General features: G+C 40.7%; 13 protein-coding genes. 4 read left to right on the top strand and 9 right to left on the bottom strand.

Going from position 1 to position 13,643, the window contains the following annotated elements:
* Window positions 1–117: 117 nt before the first annotated feature.
* On the top strand, window positions 118–360 hold the full coding sequence (locus tag GD441_RS10410) for a hypothetical protein (RefSeq protein ID WP_153126374.1): 243 nt from the start codon (window positions 118–120) through the stop codon (window positions 358–360).
* Window positions 361–466: 106 nt separating this feature from the next.
* On the top strand, window positions 467–589 hold the full coding sequence (locus GD441_RS17450; protein WP_263862440.1) for a hypothetical protein: 123 nt from the start codon (window positions 467–469) through the stop codon (window positions 587–589).
* A gap of 214 nt (window positions 590–803) precedes the next feature.
* Here the strand turns inward: GD441_RS17450 and rlmD are convergent, their stop codons facing one another.
* Window positions 804–2,174, bottom strand: a complete 1,371-nt coding sequence (gene rlmD, locus GD441_RS10405) for a 23S rRNA (uracil(1939)-C(5))-methyltransferase RlmD (RefSeq protein WP_153126373.1) — start codon at window positions 2,172–2,174, stop codon at window positions 804–806.
* 150 nt (window positions 2,175–2,324) lie between these two features.
* On the opposite strand from rlmD, the gene GD441_RS10400 reads away from it, so the two are divergent.
* Window positions 2,325–2,552 (top strand): hypothetical protein, encoded by a 228-nt coding sequence (locus tag GD441_RS10400; protein WP_153126372.1) that lies wholly within the window; start codon window positions 2,325–2,327, stop codon window positions 2,550–2,552.
* Between the two features lie 354 nt (window positions 2,553–2,906).
* Here GD441_RS10400 and GD441_RS10395 read toward each other — a convergent pair whose 3' ends face one another.
* From GD441_RS10395 to GD441_RS10380, 4 genes are all read right to left on the bottom strand, one after another.
* Window positions 2,907–3,857, bottom strand: coding sequence for a diacylglycerol kinase (locus tag GD441_RS10395; RefSeq protein ID WP_153126371.1), 951 nt, complete (start codon window positions 3,855–3,857; stop codon window positions 2,907–2,909).
* Between the two features lie 142 nt (window positions 3,858–3,999).
* A complete protein-coding gene (locus tag GD441_RS10390; RefSeq protein ID WP_153126370.1) occupies window positions 4,000–5,298 on the bottom strand; it encodes a hypothetical protein in 1,299 nt (432 codons plus the stop codon).
* Window positions 5,270–6,604 carry a hypothetical protein gene (locus tag GD441_RS10385; protein WP_153126369.1) on the bottom strand — a complete coding sequence of 445 codons (1,335 nt, stop codon included), beginning with the start codon at window positions 6,602–6,604 and terminating at the stop codon, window positions 5,270–5,272. Before GD441_RS10385 ends, GD441_RS10390 begins: the two co-directional genes overlap by 29 nt.
* Before the next feature lie 390 nt (window positions 6,605–6,994).
* A complete protein-coding gene (locus GD441_RS10380) occupies window positions 6,995–9,295 on the bottom strand; it encodes a YhgE/Pip domain-containing protein (RefSeq protein WP_153126368.1) in 2,301 nt (766 codons plus the stop codon).
* A gap of 242 nt (window positions 9,296–9,537) precedes the next feature.
* Here GD441_RS10380 and GD441_RS10375 point away from each other — a divergent pair, with 242 nt between their 5' ends.
* Window positions 9,538–9,825, top strand: a complete 288-nt coding sequence (locus tag GD441_RS10375; RefSeq protein WP_153126367.1) for a hypothetical protein — start codon at window positions 9,538–9,540, stop codon at window positions 9,823–9,825.
* 81 nt (window positions 9,826–9,906) lie between these two features.
* On the opposite strand, the gene gatB is transcribed toward GD441_RS10375, so the two are convergent.
* From gatB to GD441_RS17210, 4 genes are all read right to left on the bottom strand, one after another.
* A complete protein-coding gene (gene gatB, locus GD441_RS10370; RefSeq protein ID WP_153126366.1) occupies window positions 9,907–11,334 on the bottom strand; it encodes an Asp-tRNA(Asn)/Glu-tRNA(Gln) amidotransferase subunit GatB in 1,428 nt (475 codons plus the stop codon).
* A 13-nt stretch (window positions 11,335–11,347) separates the two neighbouring features.
* Window positions 11,348–12,808, bottom strand: coding sequence for an Asp-tRNA(Asn)/Glu-tRNA(Gln) amidotransferase subunit GatA (gene gatA / locus GD441_RS10365; RefSeq protein WP_153126365.1), 1,461 nt, complete (start codon window positions 12,806–12,808; stop codon window positions 11,348–11,350).
* A gap of 11 nt (window positions 12,809–12,819) precedes the next feature.
* Window positions 12,820–13,110, bottom strand: a complete 291-nt coding sequence (gene gatC / locus GD441_RS10360) for an Asp-tRNA(Asn)/Glu-tRNA(Gln) amidotransferase subunit GatC (RefSeq protein WP_153126364.1) — start codon at window positions 13,108–13,110, stop codon at window positions 12,820–12,822.
* A 306-nt stretch (window positions 13,111–13,416) separates the two neighbouring features.
* Window positions 13,417–13,643: hypothetical protein (locus tag GD441_RS17210; RefSeq protein WP_225434199.1), on the bottom strand; the 227-nt coding region annotated here is incomplete at its 5' end.

The following is a 13,643-nucleotide window of genomic DNA, read 5'->3' as shown; positions in this document are numbered from 1 at the left end:
AAATTACTATTCAAGCGATTATAATCTATATTAATAATTAACATTTTTTTCCTTGATTAACATATCTATCTAGTGGTACATTTTTAGAAAAGGAGTCCCTAAAAGGAGGGAATTCATATGAGTTTATTTTTGAGGGAAAAACCGTTACTCTCAGCAGAAGATGAAGAAAGATTTATACAAAGAATGCGGATCGTCGAAAATAGAAGAAGAGAAAGCGTTTTGCATTTAGAGAATGTTATTTTAGAAGTAGCTGCAAGTGTTGAAGAGAATGTTTCTACTAATAATCCGTTCCAATTAGTAAAACAAATGAGTGAGGTAGCAAAGGAACGTGAAAGATTTAAGGAACTGTCTAAGAGATAAATTTAATTTGAACGAGGACTTATATATAATTTCAATCGAAGACTTTTGTAGCTAAAGAATGAAAATCTGCCCTCTAGCCATACTGTTTTATTAAGAGGTGAGAGGGATGACTTTATTTATAAGAAGAAAACCTATTTTAACAAAAGAAGATGAAGAACGGTTCTTAGAGCGAAAGAAAGACAAGGAACAAAAAAGAAAATCAAAATCAAATAAAAAAAATCATAAATAAAAATGACTCCCGTATTGCTGAGTCATTTTATTTTTATATAGGCTCTGTTATCGCTTGCTATTGATTTTCAAATAAGACACCATATTATAGGTAGCTATTAAGTATAAATAATTTTAGTAAGGCTTTCTTTTGGATCTTTGGATCGTATATGGTCACTCCAAAAATTGTTATCATTAAAAAGCTCACCCTAATCTTAATTAGGATGAGCTTTTTTCTATACTAAATGTAATTTTGCCACACACTCAACGTGCGTCGTCTGCGGAAACATATCCACCGGCTGGACTTCGAGTGTTTTGTATCCACCGTCTTCAAGAATCCGCAGGTCTCTGGCAAGAGTTGCGGGGTTGCAGGATACGTATACGACTTTTTTCGGTTTCATTTTTAGAATGGTTTCCAGCAGGGCTTCGTCGCAGCCTTTTCGTGGTGGGTCGACGACGAGGACATCAGCGGTGATGCCTTGCTTGTACCAGTTCGGGATGACTTCTTCGGCAGATCCTACTTCGAATTCGACATTGTCCATTCCGTTCAATTCGGCATTTTTCCGTGCGTCTTCGATTGCTTCTGGGACGATTTCGACTCCGTACACTTTCTTCGCTTTTTGAGCTAAAAATAGTGAGATGGTTCCGATACCGCAATAGGCATCGATGACCGTTTCATTGCCGGATAAATCAGCATACTCTAATGCCTTTTCGTACAGCACACAGGTTTGATCCGGATTTACTTGGTAAAACGAACGGGCGGAAATAGCGAAGCGAATGCTGCCAATATAATCGTAAATGACCTCATTGCCCCACAGTACCTTCGTTTCGTCACCCATGATGGCGTTTGTACGCTTGCTGTTGACGTTTTGGATAATGGATTTTATGTGATCCACCTTGGATGTAATTTCTTCGACAATTTTATTTTTGTGTGGAAGATCGGCTGTCCTTGTGACAAGCACGACCATCACTTCTCCTGTTTGCTTTCCATGTCGGACGACAATGTGGCGTAGAACACCCTTATGCTTCACCTCATCATATGGCTGGACGCCGTACTTTTGGCAAATGTCCTTTACGACTTGAATCGTGCGGTCATTCTCTTCATGCTGGATAATACACTTTTCCATATCAATGATGTCATGGCTGCGCTTTTGAAAAAATCCTGCAATCAGCTTGCCATCCTTTTGTCCAACTGGCACAGAGGATTTGTTGCGATAGACCCAAGGCTCCTTCATTCCAAGAACAGGATGGACCTTTACATCCTCCAGCTTGCCGATTCGTGCTAGCACCTCACGCACCTGCTTTTCCTTTGCACGCAGCTGGCCTTCATAGCTTAAGTGCTGAAGCTGGCAGCCTCCGCACACCCTATAAATATAGCAAGGTGGTTCGACTCTGTCCGGGCTTTTTTCATAAAGTTCCATCAAGCGCCCGAAGCCGTAACCTTTATTCACCTTGACGACTTTCACCATTCCACGTTCGCCTGGCAGTGCATTCGGTACAAATAGCGGATACCCCTCTACCTTTGCTACCCCGGCACCGTCATGGGTCAAATCCTCGAAAACCACTTCTACTGTGTCATTTTTTGAAACAGGTACTTCTTTTTTCATATGTTCAGCTTCCTTTTCTATATCAAAACGTGGTTGTATTCTTCATTAAGACTGTACTGATTTTAACATAAAGAAGTTCGATGATAAAAGGCAGGCTTTATGCATAGCAAAAAGAACCAAGGCTATCCTAACAACAAAGGAGTTGATAGTATGCCAAAAGATAGCCAAAATACGCACTCACAAAGTTTTCCGCATCCTGATGGCCCGTATGATCGGGTCATTCAGGATTCTGGAGAAGACTTAGTCAAACAAATTGGGGTTGTGTCCGGTCCGACAGACGAATTAAAGCAGGAAAAAAATCCGTTTGACTTTAACTTTAAGCAAAATCAGACGATGGAAATGCTCAATCGGTTTGTGAATGGGAAAGATGTTGAATAAGAACAAACGATTGTCTTAGCTTGGCTCCAATCCTTTTTGGCGAGCATTCTAATGAAATATTATCTGCGTTATCCTACAATATGGAAGAAATCAAGCATTTATTTGAAACAGGCATTATTTGAAGGTAAATAGCTTTCGGGGCTGTCCAAAACCTCATTGATTTTGGCAGCCCCTATTTAAATTGTTTTTAGTTTGGTGACTAGCAATTACGCAGAGAGGTGATTCATTAAATTAGCCTTGCAATTCGATCATTCAGCGAGATTTTCCGATCACTCTACGGGATTTTTCGGTCACTCCACGAAATTTTACCCGAAAACGAAAAAAGAACACCGACCCATGCGATGTTCTACCCTACTATTCCTTTACCTCCAGACGGTCAAGTTCTGTTTCGTTGCCTGATTGATCGGCTTCTTGAACAAAATCCTTCGGAACAAATACTTCAAAATGCCGGTACAGGTTGACAAATTCAGCAGGCGCTAATCCCCCGTACTCACCATCAAGATTTAATTGCATTTTTTCTTTTGGAATGACTTTTATTCGATTTGCCTTCGCATAAATAACGTTTGGATCCTTTGTATGCTCCCCTCGAATAGCCAATGTTGCAATCCGGATAAAGTCTGCCAAATTGGTTTTCTTTACGATCAATAAAGAGAACATACCATCATTCAAGGAAGCATCGGGAGCGAGTTTTTCGAACCCGCCGACCGAGTTTGTGTTGGCCACTAGAAACAGCATGATTTCGCCTTCAAACAGCTTGCCATCATATTCAATCGTAACCTCTTCCGCCTTAATAGAAGGCAAGATTTCCATTCCCTTTAAATAATAGGCAAGCTGACCAAGCATTGTCTTCAACTTGCTAGGCACTTCGTATGTCAGTTCAGTTAAGCGTCCTCCGCCTGCGATGTTAATGAAATATTTGTCGTTCATTTTACCAATATCAATTGGCATCGTGTGACCTTCTGCAATAATATCTACGGCAGCCTCTACCGTGCGAGGCACATGGATTGCCCGTGCAAAGTCATTGGTTGTCCCAACCGGAATGACGCCGAGCTTAGGACGCTTTTCTGCCTCGGCTAATCCATTGACCACTTCGTAAATGGTTCCGTCTCCTCCGGCAGCAATGACGACATCGAAATCCCGTTCAACTGCTAAGCGAGCCGCTTTTGTTGCATCTCCAGGACCCGTTGTGGCATGACAAGAGGTTTCATAGCCAGCTTGTTCAAGCCTAACCAAAACGTCTGGCAGATGCTTTCGAATCACTTCACGCCCAGAGGTTGGATTATAAATTAATCTTGCTCTTTTCATAAGCCCCATCATCCTAAACTCTAAAAGTTTTCCATATTTTTCATATTAACGAATAATCCCGTGAAAATCAATGGATTCATCTGATACATTATCAGCTTTTCCAAACGGATGCTGTACAAACTTATTCTCTTGCAAAATTTGATTATAAACCTTTCTTGGATGAAAAGCTATTAAAAACATCAGGATGGTTTCTCCCTGTAGCTTTTAAGGCCTGCTCTTCTTGTAATAGCTGCTGATTGTGGGACAAACAAAATAAAATCGATTTCTGCACGAGTTCAAACATATTATAATCTGGCATAACCCCGTATTTTTCAAGAAGCGGTTTGATTTTTTCTAATGGTGTGGCTCCATTAAAATATGACTGGAATTTTTCTTTTGAAAAATCGGCAAAGCCATGCCCGCTGACCCCTTCATGGCGCAGTTTTAAAAATTTCTCCAGCTGCATATCATTCATTTCATAGTAAAGCTCGACAAAATAACGCTCTTCTTTTGTAAATGGAGCTGTAGGAATCGGCTTGTCCCTTCTAACTTTGATTCTGTATTTATTCTCCAAGCTTCTCATTTTTTTCGTAAGTAACTGCAAATATTTATGATGATGCCTTGTTAGCCGATCATTTGAAGAAAAGTCCAGAGCGAACAAAGCATTTTTCCTTCGTACAAATTGAGGGTGCTCCTGCTCCCAGTCGATATCCAGTCCAATTGTGTACAGCAATAGCTCCTCTGCTAATCGGTAATAAAGAACCAGAAATTCAATTAAATCATTTTCTTTATACAAGTATTCTAAGTAATTATGCAAATAATAAAGGAAAGCGACTTGATCACGCTCTCGCAGCTTTTTCATCCCCTCGACATAGGAGATTGCTTCTTCCTCTGCCTCCATATTTCGTAAAACGCCCGCTAATACGTCAAAAGAATCGTGTTCCTGTTCGAGCTTTCGTACATCCAGCTTCTTGAGTTTTTCCCCGAACTCTAGCAGTTGCATAACAAAGCGCGGCACATCTCCCGTTTGCAGCAGCTTTCTAGCTGAACGAAAGTTTCCTGAACCAATTAGCTCTCGAACTGGCTCCATCCAGTCATTGCTTGAATCATAAACCTCAAGCTCCCACTCCGTCAGTTCCTGATCCAACCGCAAAAATTTTGCCGTTTTCCCATACTCTTGGGATATAACATGCAAAAGTACATTTTCGTATAAATGAGAGCTTCCTGTTAGTAAAAGGTACAACGAATCTCCTGGTTTCACGTTTTCTGCTAAAGCCGTGCGAATTTGACGATACACTTCTTGAACGGAGTATCCAGGATCGATCCAAGTAGCCTGACCCGCAAATCTATCCTTTTTCTCTTCTGAAACAAAATAAACGTGAATGTCAGGATACTTATTTTTTAAATAGCGAATGGCAAGATCAGCTTCATTTTTAGGATAACAAAACAGATGTGCCTTCATCCTGCAAACGCCCTTTCTTCTCCATGCTGTTGCTTAGCTCAATCAAATAGTCCATTAATTTTTCGAAATTGTCATCCTGCTCTGCTTGTAAATCCCGAAATAAAAGATCGGTTTCGAGTAAAAATCTCCGCTTGGCACGGGCAATCGTAATGTTGTCCGTGCCATAATAGGAATACCATAGCTCTGCATTTTCAATCGGATCACGACCATGACCGATGAAGCTTTTATTTCTCACCTGTAGCGCGTTTGCTACATTCAAACTTTTTAAATAAAAATATGCCCCGTAATAACCGTCGATTTTCTGCTGCTCATATCGTTGCTCGAGTTCATCGACTACTTTATAGATGGTGGACTTTTTCATAGATTGCAAATCAACATCAGAATCCTGTGCATATTTTAACAAAAAAAAGAGAACAGCTTCTCTCGCTCGATAAAAACGCACAAGAAAAGCAGAAACATCGTCAATCTCCACAAAAAACTCCATATGACGGTATAGCTCTTCAATAAGCGCTAAATCTTTTTCCTTTTCGTTTGTAGAATTTAGCTTTACTAGAATTCTCTTTGTTTCCTCTAAAACAGGGGTGGATGGCAGCAGCTTTTCCGCTTCAGAAAGATGAACAAGCGCATCCTCCAAATCAAAATTCACCCGAGCCTCGAGCATCTCTAAAATCTTCTTCATGCCTAAAACAGCCGGTGTCTCTTTCATATTTTTCAATAGCTGCAGAGCTCCAACAAAATCATAGTCCAATAAAAAACTTCTAAACTGCTTTATGATCGAAGGAAAAGATGGCTCTGTTTTCGTTTCCATCACAATAGCTCTGTCCGATTCCAAATACATGCAGGACATCCGGTCATGTAAAACCTCTACACCACTTAAAAACATCGCCTGATACAAAGTCGGCTCACCAAAACCATGTACCACTGCAAACCGTTCATACGGATGTAAATAAGACAGTCGATAGTAAATCTTCTCTACCTGCTCCATCAGCTGGGTAAAGCTTTGTGAATACCAGGTTTGAATGATATACACATCGACCGTCTTCTCCTGCAAAATCTCCTCCTCTATTAAACTCTCTAAATAACGCTCTAAGCTTAAACGATCCTTCTTTGACAGCCGACCTTGAAACGGGAAATAAAGCACAACTGTATCATCGGCAGCAGCAGAGCCATTAAGCCCTTCATGTAAACGGCTTAACTCTTCATTCAGCTTCCCCTTATCATACACCCACTTTCCTGTTTTATGATGGGAAGAAGACTGAATACGGACTGAGCTCAAAATGATTGGTATGTAACTAGTTTTGTTCATTGTGAGACCTCTTCCATATAACAATTGTTGTATTAAGTATAACGAAAAATATGGACAGAAGTGGAAGATTTTTTCTATATACCTCCAAAGAGGGTGTTGCTCGTTCTCTTCTTTATTCAGATTCTTTTCGTAAAAAATTCTAAATAAAAACACAAATTTTTTCAGTAGGGGCGGCCATTTTTAGTTTATCGATTTGGCCTATATAAAGGAAGCCATTTAAGAATTGTTTTAAGCGAAACATTTTCTGATTTAAACGAAAACTCCCTTGATTTAATCGGAAGTTCTTTTGATTTAAGCGAAACTTATAAATGAGGCAAATGATCGATTGAATGGTGCTTAGAGTTGAAAAAAAGGACCCCTTTTTATTTTTATTTCAGGGGTCCCTTTTTATTAAGCTGCTAGCGTCATATCCACATCCTGCTTTTTAAAGCCAAAGAAGAAGACCGCTAGAGAAAGTACGGCAAATAAACCGAAATAGATTCCTAAAATACTAGTGTTTGACCATAAGAAGCTGCTGTCTCCTAGAGATATAATGGACTTGAAGCCAGCGTTGGAATAGGTTAGAGGCAAATACTTACTCAATGTTTGTAGATTTTCTGGAAGCATCGGAATCGGTAGGTTAGATCCTGTAGTTGATAGTTGCATAACAATGAAGGCTAGCGCTACAAAGCGTCCAATATTTCCTCCTAATGCGACAAGGAAGAAAACGATTGTTAAGAATGTTAAGCTAACAAAAACTGAAAATAATATAAACGAGAAAACGCTTTCAACTTGAAGCCCTAGAACAACAAGTGTAAAGACTGACACTAAAAGAGCCTGAGCAACAGCGAATATTGAAAGCTTTAGGAATTTGCTGAAAAACCAGCTGAAGGCCGAGTTCGGTACATCGAGCGGTTTTTTGAAGTCGGTTACAAATGATAAAATCAAGATTCCTACAAAAAGGGCTAACGATAAAATATACGGTGCGCTAGAATCTCTATAATATTGAAGCTCATTGACTTTTTCTCCAGCAAGTTCTACCGGGGATGAAAACATCTCGATATTTTCGTCTGACACTTTTACCTTCGCAATTTCATTGGCACCGCCGGAAAGTCCTTCAGATAGTTTCTTGCTGCCATCCTTTAGTTGTTGTGCACCGTTGTTTAACTTGCTCACTCCTTCGGACATAGCGCTCCATCCGTTTTTCACGCTTTCATTTCCAGCACTCACTTTTTGCATGCCTGAATGCAGTTGACCAGCACCAGAAGATAAGGATTTCCAGCCAGATGCTACGGTTTGGTTCCCTGCGCTGATTTGTGAGACGCCTTGTTGAAGCTGTGCAACGGAATTTGTCATTTTAGTCCATGAAGTGGCTAAAGATGAATTCCCTGCAGCGATTTGATCAGCACCAGCAGACAGCTCGCCAATGCCTTTAACTGCCATGGTTTGACCGGCTACCAATTGAGAAAGCCCATTATCTAAATCCTTTACTCCCGGAGCAGCTTGTGCAAGACCGCCAGCAATTTGTTCAGCACCAGCTTTTAACGGGACCACTCCTGCGGACAGCTCCTGCATTTTCTTTGATACGACTTGACTTGTACCAACGAGTGTCATGAATTCCATATCATTTTTCAATTCTGGGTGTTTTCCGAGATAAGCTTCAAGTCCAGCTGATAAACCTTTCGTAGCATCAGACAGACCCTTTGCTCCAGCTTCTATTTGACTCATTCCAGCAGCTAGCCCCGCACTGCCAGGGACAAGCTTATCAAGACCAGCATTTAACTCTTTACTGCCTGCCTGAGCTTTCTTTAATCCATCCAACACTTTAGTGGAGCCTGTATTTAGGGCCTTTGCTCCATCGGCAACCTTTTTTGACCCTGCCGCAAGCTTATTAATATCACCAGAACCATTTTTTAAACCTTGCAATAGCTGAGTTGTACCATCGTCTACCTTTTTTGCGCCATTCGCTAACTTAGAGATGTCACCTTGTTTGGAAGTCAACGAATTGTATAATTTCTGCGTTCCTGCTGCTAGTTCTTTTGAACCTGCTGCAAGTTTGTTAATATCTGCTGATTTTTCCGTTATGCCTGTTAATAGAGTGCTTGTTCCTTCCTCAAGCTTAGAGGTTCCCTCAAATAGCTTTTGTGATCCATCAGCCCCTGATTGGAAGCCTTCTGAGATGTCTCCAAATTTAGAGAAAAGATTGCTGGTATACGTTTTTGTAATTTTATTGCCCAATTGTTCTCTAATTCTTTCCGTAGCACTTCTTGTTACCTGTGCAGCCATAAAGTTTAGTCCTTCATTCTGGATATACTTTAACTGCGGGACTTGTGGTTTAGCATCTAAAACGGTTGTTACCTTTTTAGAAAAATCTTCAGGTATTTCAATTACCATATAATATTTCTGGTTTTCTAACCCCTTTTTTGCCTCTTCATCGCTGACAAAATCCCATCCAAGTGTATTGCTGCTTTTTAATTCCTCAACCAAATCCTTGCCAACATTAATTGGTTGGTCCCCTGACGTTGCTCCTTGGTCTTTGTTGACAACTGCCACAGGCAAGTTGGACAGGTTATCATAAGGTCCCCAAGTGGCTGAGAGCATAATGGCTGCATATACAATTGGTATTAATAAAACACCAATAAGGGAAAACAGCAACCCCTTTTTTTCCTTCCACTGTGAAAGCTCCATCCCTAGTAAACGGAAAGCGTTCATATAAAACCCCCAAATCCTAATAAAATCATTTATATAAAAAATAACTGAATGACCATTCAGTTATTTGTTAATTCATTATATTCAAAATATTAGGACAAAATTCCTGCTAAGATATCCCCAAAATTGTAAAAAAATCGCGATTTTTTTCATTCTTACTATGAAATTGCGGCATTTTGAGGGTTTATGTCAGATTCCGACGCTATTGATTGGAGCCTATCCATTATCTTCAGGATACCAAAACAATGATTGAAAACGGTTGTCTGTCAGATATATCGGTCATCAAGTGTAAACTATCGGTCATCATTTTGATAGATCGGTCGTTAAGAGCAGGATATCGGCCGTCATTCCGATATATCGGTCGTCAGAGACAGGATATCGGCCGTCATTCCCATTTTATCGGTCGTCAGAGGCAGGATATCGGCCGTCATTCCGATAGATCGGTCGTCAGAGGCAGGATATCGGCCGTCATTCACATTTTATCGGTCGTCAGAAGTAAAAATCGGCCAACATTCCAATATTTAGATTATTAGGTGACAGGTTTCGTAATGAAGAATGCCAGCATTGCGAACAGTAAAAAATCCCCGCCAGCTACTGTAGCGGGGACTTTTTTGCTATCTCTTCTGAATCTCTTCTAAAAGAATTTTGTTTACCATTTGCGGGTTGGCTTGTCCTTTTGTAGCTTTCATGATTTGACCTACTAGGAATCCAATCGCTTTTTGTTTTCCTGCTTTGAAATCTTCGATCGATTGCGGATTGTTGTCAAGTGCCTCTGTAACAACCTTAAGGAGCGCGCCTTCGTCAGAGATTTGAACCAGTCCTTTTTCTTTTACAATAGTCTCTGCGTCTCCGCCTTTTTCAATTAACTCTTTAAACACGGTCTTCGCAATTTTCGATGAAATCGTACCATTTTCGATCAGCTTAATCATGGCAGCTAAGTTTTCTGGAGTCAATGCAACGTCCTTTAACTCTTTTCCTTCTGCATTCAAGTATCCGGACACTTCACCCATGATCCAGTTAGAAGCCTGCTTAGGATCAGCACCTGCTGCAACAGTCGCTTCAAAGAAATCGGCTGTTTCTTTTGTAACGGTTAAAACTTGAGCATCATAGGCAGGCAGACCCCATTCTTCCATGTAACGCTTTTTACGGGCATCCGGAAGCTCAGGAATTTCTGCACGAATCCGCTCTTTCCACTCATCATCAATATATAAAGCGACAAGATCTGGCTCAGGGAAATAACGGTAGTCGTCAGAGCCTTCTTTAACACGCATGAGCAGTGTTTTACCAGTTGCTTCATCAAAACGGCGCGTTTCCTGCTGAATTTCACCGCCAGCAGAAACAATTTCAATTTGTCGCTGTTGCTCGTACTCCAAGCCTTTGCGTACAAAATTGAAAGAGTTTAAGTTTTTCAGCTCTGTTTTCGTACCAAATTCCTTTTGTCCGACCGGACGAATGGAGATGTTCGCATCACAGCGAAGTGAACCTTCTTCCATTTTACAATCTGAAACGCCAGTATATTGAATGATGGATTTTAATTTTTCCAGATAAGCATACGCTTCATCTGGTGTTCGTATATCTGGCTCTGAAACGATTTCCACAAGCGGAGTTCCTTGACGGTTGAAGTCAACGAGTGAGCCTTCGCTTGTATGCGTCAGCTTCCCGGCATCCTCTTCTAAATGAATACGTGTAATCCCGATTTTTTTCTTATAGCCGTTTACTTCAATTTCAATCCAGCCATTCTGACCGATTGGCTTGTCGAACTGGGAAATTTGATAAGCCTTCGGATTATCTGGATAAAAGTAGTTCTTCCGATCAAATTTTGTGTCAGTTGCAACCTCGCAATTTAAAGCCATAGCTGCTTTCATTGCATATTCGACTGCTTTTTTATTTAGCACCGGCAAGACACCGGGATATCCTAGGTCGATTACGGTTGTATTCGTATTCGGTTCCGCCCCGAAATGGTTTGGACTTGATGAAAAAATCTTTGATTCTGTTTTGAGCTCTACATGGACCTCAAGGCCAATGACCGTTTCAAATTCCATTGTTTCTCACCCCTTACAGCTGTGGCTTTTTTGTATGATGGTCAGTCGCTTGCTCAAACGCATGAGCTACACGATAAACTGTGCTTTCGTCAAAATGCTTTCCAATAATTTGAAGACCAAGCGGCAGACCTTCTGCAGAAAAACCGCATGGAACCGAAATACCAGGAACACCAGCAAGGTTCACTGGAATCGTTAAAATGTCGTTTGCATACATCGTAAGCGGATCGCTTGTTTTTTCACCAATTTTGAAAGCAGGTGTCGGTGTTGTTGGTCCGATGATGACATCATAGTTTTGGAAAACATCTTCGAAGTCCTTTTTAATTAATGTACGAACCTGCTGCGCTTTTTTATAATAAGCGTCATAGTAACCGGAGCTAAGAGCAAACGTACCAAGCATAATACGGCGCTTTACTTCATCTCCAAAGCCTTCGGAACGAGTTTTCTTATACATATCGATTAAATTTTTTGCATTCGGCGTTCTATAACCATAACGAACCCCATCAAAACGGGCTAAGTTTGCAGAAGCCTCTGAAGAAGAAAGTAAATAGTAAGTGGCTAGTGCATATTTAGAGTGTGGCAATGATACCTCTTCCCATGTTGCTCCTAGACCTTCTAATACTTTCAATGCTTCCAATACAGCGTTTTTCGCTTCTTCTCCAACACCTTCTCCGAGATATTCTTTCGGAACGGCAATTCTCAAGCCTTTTATGTTGCCTGTTAATGCGTCCGTAAACTTTGGAACGGGAAGGTTGGCGGAAGTTCCGTCAAGTGGATCAACGCCTGAAATAGCTTCTAACAAGTAAGCATTATCTTCAACTGTTCTTGTGATTGGACCAATTTGATCTAAGGATGACGCGAACGCAACAAGACCAAAACGGGAAACTCGTCCGTATGTAGGCTTCAATCCGACAACTCCGCAATAAGCAGCCGGCTGACGAATGGATCCTCCTGTATCGGAACCTAAAGAGAATAAAACTTCTCCTGCTGCAACGGATGCAGCTGAACCTCCTGAAGATCCGCCCGGAACATAATCTAGGTTCCAAGGATTGCGAACATTTTTATAGGCAGAGTTTTCGTTGGAAGAACCCATCGCAAACTCGTCCATGTTCAATTTTCCAATGGTGACTGTTTCAGCTTTTTGAAGCTTTTGGACAACTGTCGCATCGTAAATCGGATCAAAATTCTCTAAGATTTTGCTTGCACAAGTCGTGCGCAAATTTTTTGTGACGATATTGTCCTTGATTCCGATCGGCATACCAAACAGAATTCCTTTTTCATCGTTACCGTCTAATTTTTCATCTAGTTTTTTTGCCTGCTCGCGAGCATTTTCTTCATTTAATGTTAAAAATGCCTGTATCTTATCTTCTACCTGGCCGATTCTTTTGAATGATTCGTCCACTAGGTCAGATACTGAAATTTCTTTTTTATGTAAAAGATTATGAAGCTCTGCAACCCTATGATTAAATAGCGACACTGATAACCCCCCTATTCCAAGATGGATGGTACACGAAATTGTCCATCTTTATGATCCGGCGCATTTTTCAAAACCTCTTCTACCGGTAAACCTTTTTTCGCTATGTCTTCGCGCAGTACATTTTTCATATCAAGAACATGTGAAGTTGGCTCTACAGATGAGGTATCCAATTCATTCAGCTGTTCTGCAAATTCGATAATGTCTGCAAGCTGCTTGGTAAATTTCTCAGCTTCTTCCTCTGTAATGGCTAATCTCGCTAAGTGAGCAACATGCTTCACTTGCTCTAAGGAAATACGTGACATACTTTTCACCTCCGATACTGTTCGTTCATACACAATAATATTGATTCTACCAAACTTTCGCGCGTTAAAGCAACAATCCAACGGTTTACAAATCAAAGTAAGATGACAAAAAGTCTTTCCTTTAAACCGTTCTTTTACACCGCTTACTATTTTATCATGTTTATCCCCATAAAATGAGTTTTTTGTCAAAAAGGTATTATCGAATTTTACAAAAATTTTATTAATCAAACGTTTGATTAAACGTAACTACTTTCTTGTTATTTAGGTGATCTATACGAAAATCACTGTAAAAAATAAGTCGTTTTTTCAGAGAATATTGTCCGGGAAATATTGACCTTTTTCGAGTTTTTTTACGCAAGCAAAAACCCCTTTTCGTATTGAAAGGGGTTTTTGTTGTGTGCGCCCGGCATGGGTGTAATCTATAGGGTGAGAGTCCCGAGCTGCGAAGGCAGAAGTAGCAGTTAGCTTAACGCAAGGGTGTCCGTGGTGACGCGGAATCTGAAGGAAGCGAGCGGCAAACTTCCGGTCTGAGG

This window comes from Peribacillus tepidiphilus (assembly GCF_009466385.1).
In the GTDB taxonomy this organism is placed as follows: domain Bacteria; phylum Bacillota; class Bacilli; order Bacillales; family DSM-1321; genus Bacillus_BN; species Bacillus_BN tepidiphilus.
Note: the sequence above shows the minus strand (reverse complement) of the source record. Positions and strands in the feature narration are given on the sequence as shown.

Bases quoted from the DNA above. Each gene is read 5' to 3' on its own strand.
- GD441_RS17450 (WP_263862440.1), top strand. From the start codon at position 467: ATGACTTTATTTATAAGAAGAAAACCTATTTTAACAAAAGAAGATGAA.
- GD441_RS10410 (WP_153126374.1), top strand. From the start codon at position 118: ATGAGTTTATTTTTGAGGGAAAAACCGTTACTCTCAGCAGAAGATGAA.
- GD441_RS10390 (WP_153126370.1), bottom strand. From the start codon at position 5,298: ATGAAGGCACATCTGTTTTGTTATCCTAAAAATGAAGCTGATCTTGCC.
- GD441_RS10380 (WP_153126368.1), bottom strand. From the start codon at position 9,295: ATGAACGCTTTCCGTTTACTAGGGATGGAGCTTTCACAGTGGAAGGAA.
- GD441_RS10395 (WP_153126371.1), bottom strand. From the start codon at position 3,857: ATGAAAAGAGCAAGATTAATTTATAATCCAACCTCTGGGCGTGAAGTG.
- gatC (WP_153126364.1), bottom strand. From the start codon at position 13,110: ATGTCACGTATTTCCTTAGAGCAAGTGAAGCATGTTGCTCACTTAGCG.
- gatB (WP_153126366.1), bottom strand. From the start codon at position 11,334: ATGGAATTTGAAACGGTCATTGGCCTTGAGGTCCATGTAGAGCTCAAA.
- GD441_RS10400 (WP_153126372.1), top strand. From the start codon at position 2,325: ATGCCAAAAGATAGCCAAAATACGCACTCACAAAGTTTTCCGCATCCT.
- rlmD (WP_153126373.1), bottom strand. From the start codon at position 2,174: ATGAAAAAAGAAGTACCTGTTTCAAAAAATGACACAGTAGAAGTGGTT.
- GD441_RS10385 (WP_153126369.1), bottom strand. From the start codon at position 6,604: ATGAACAAAACTAGTTACATACCAATCATTTTGAGCTCAGTCCGTATT.
- GD441_RS10375 (WP_153126367.1), top strand. From the start codon at position 9,538: ATGATTGAAAACGGTTGTCTGTCAGATATATCGGTCATCAAGTGTAAA.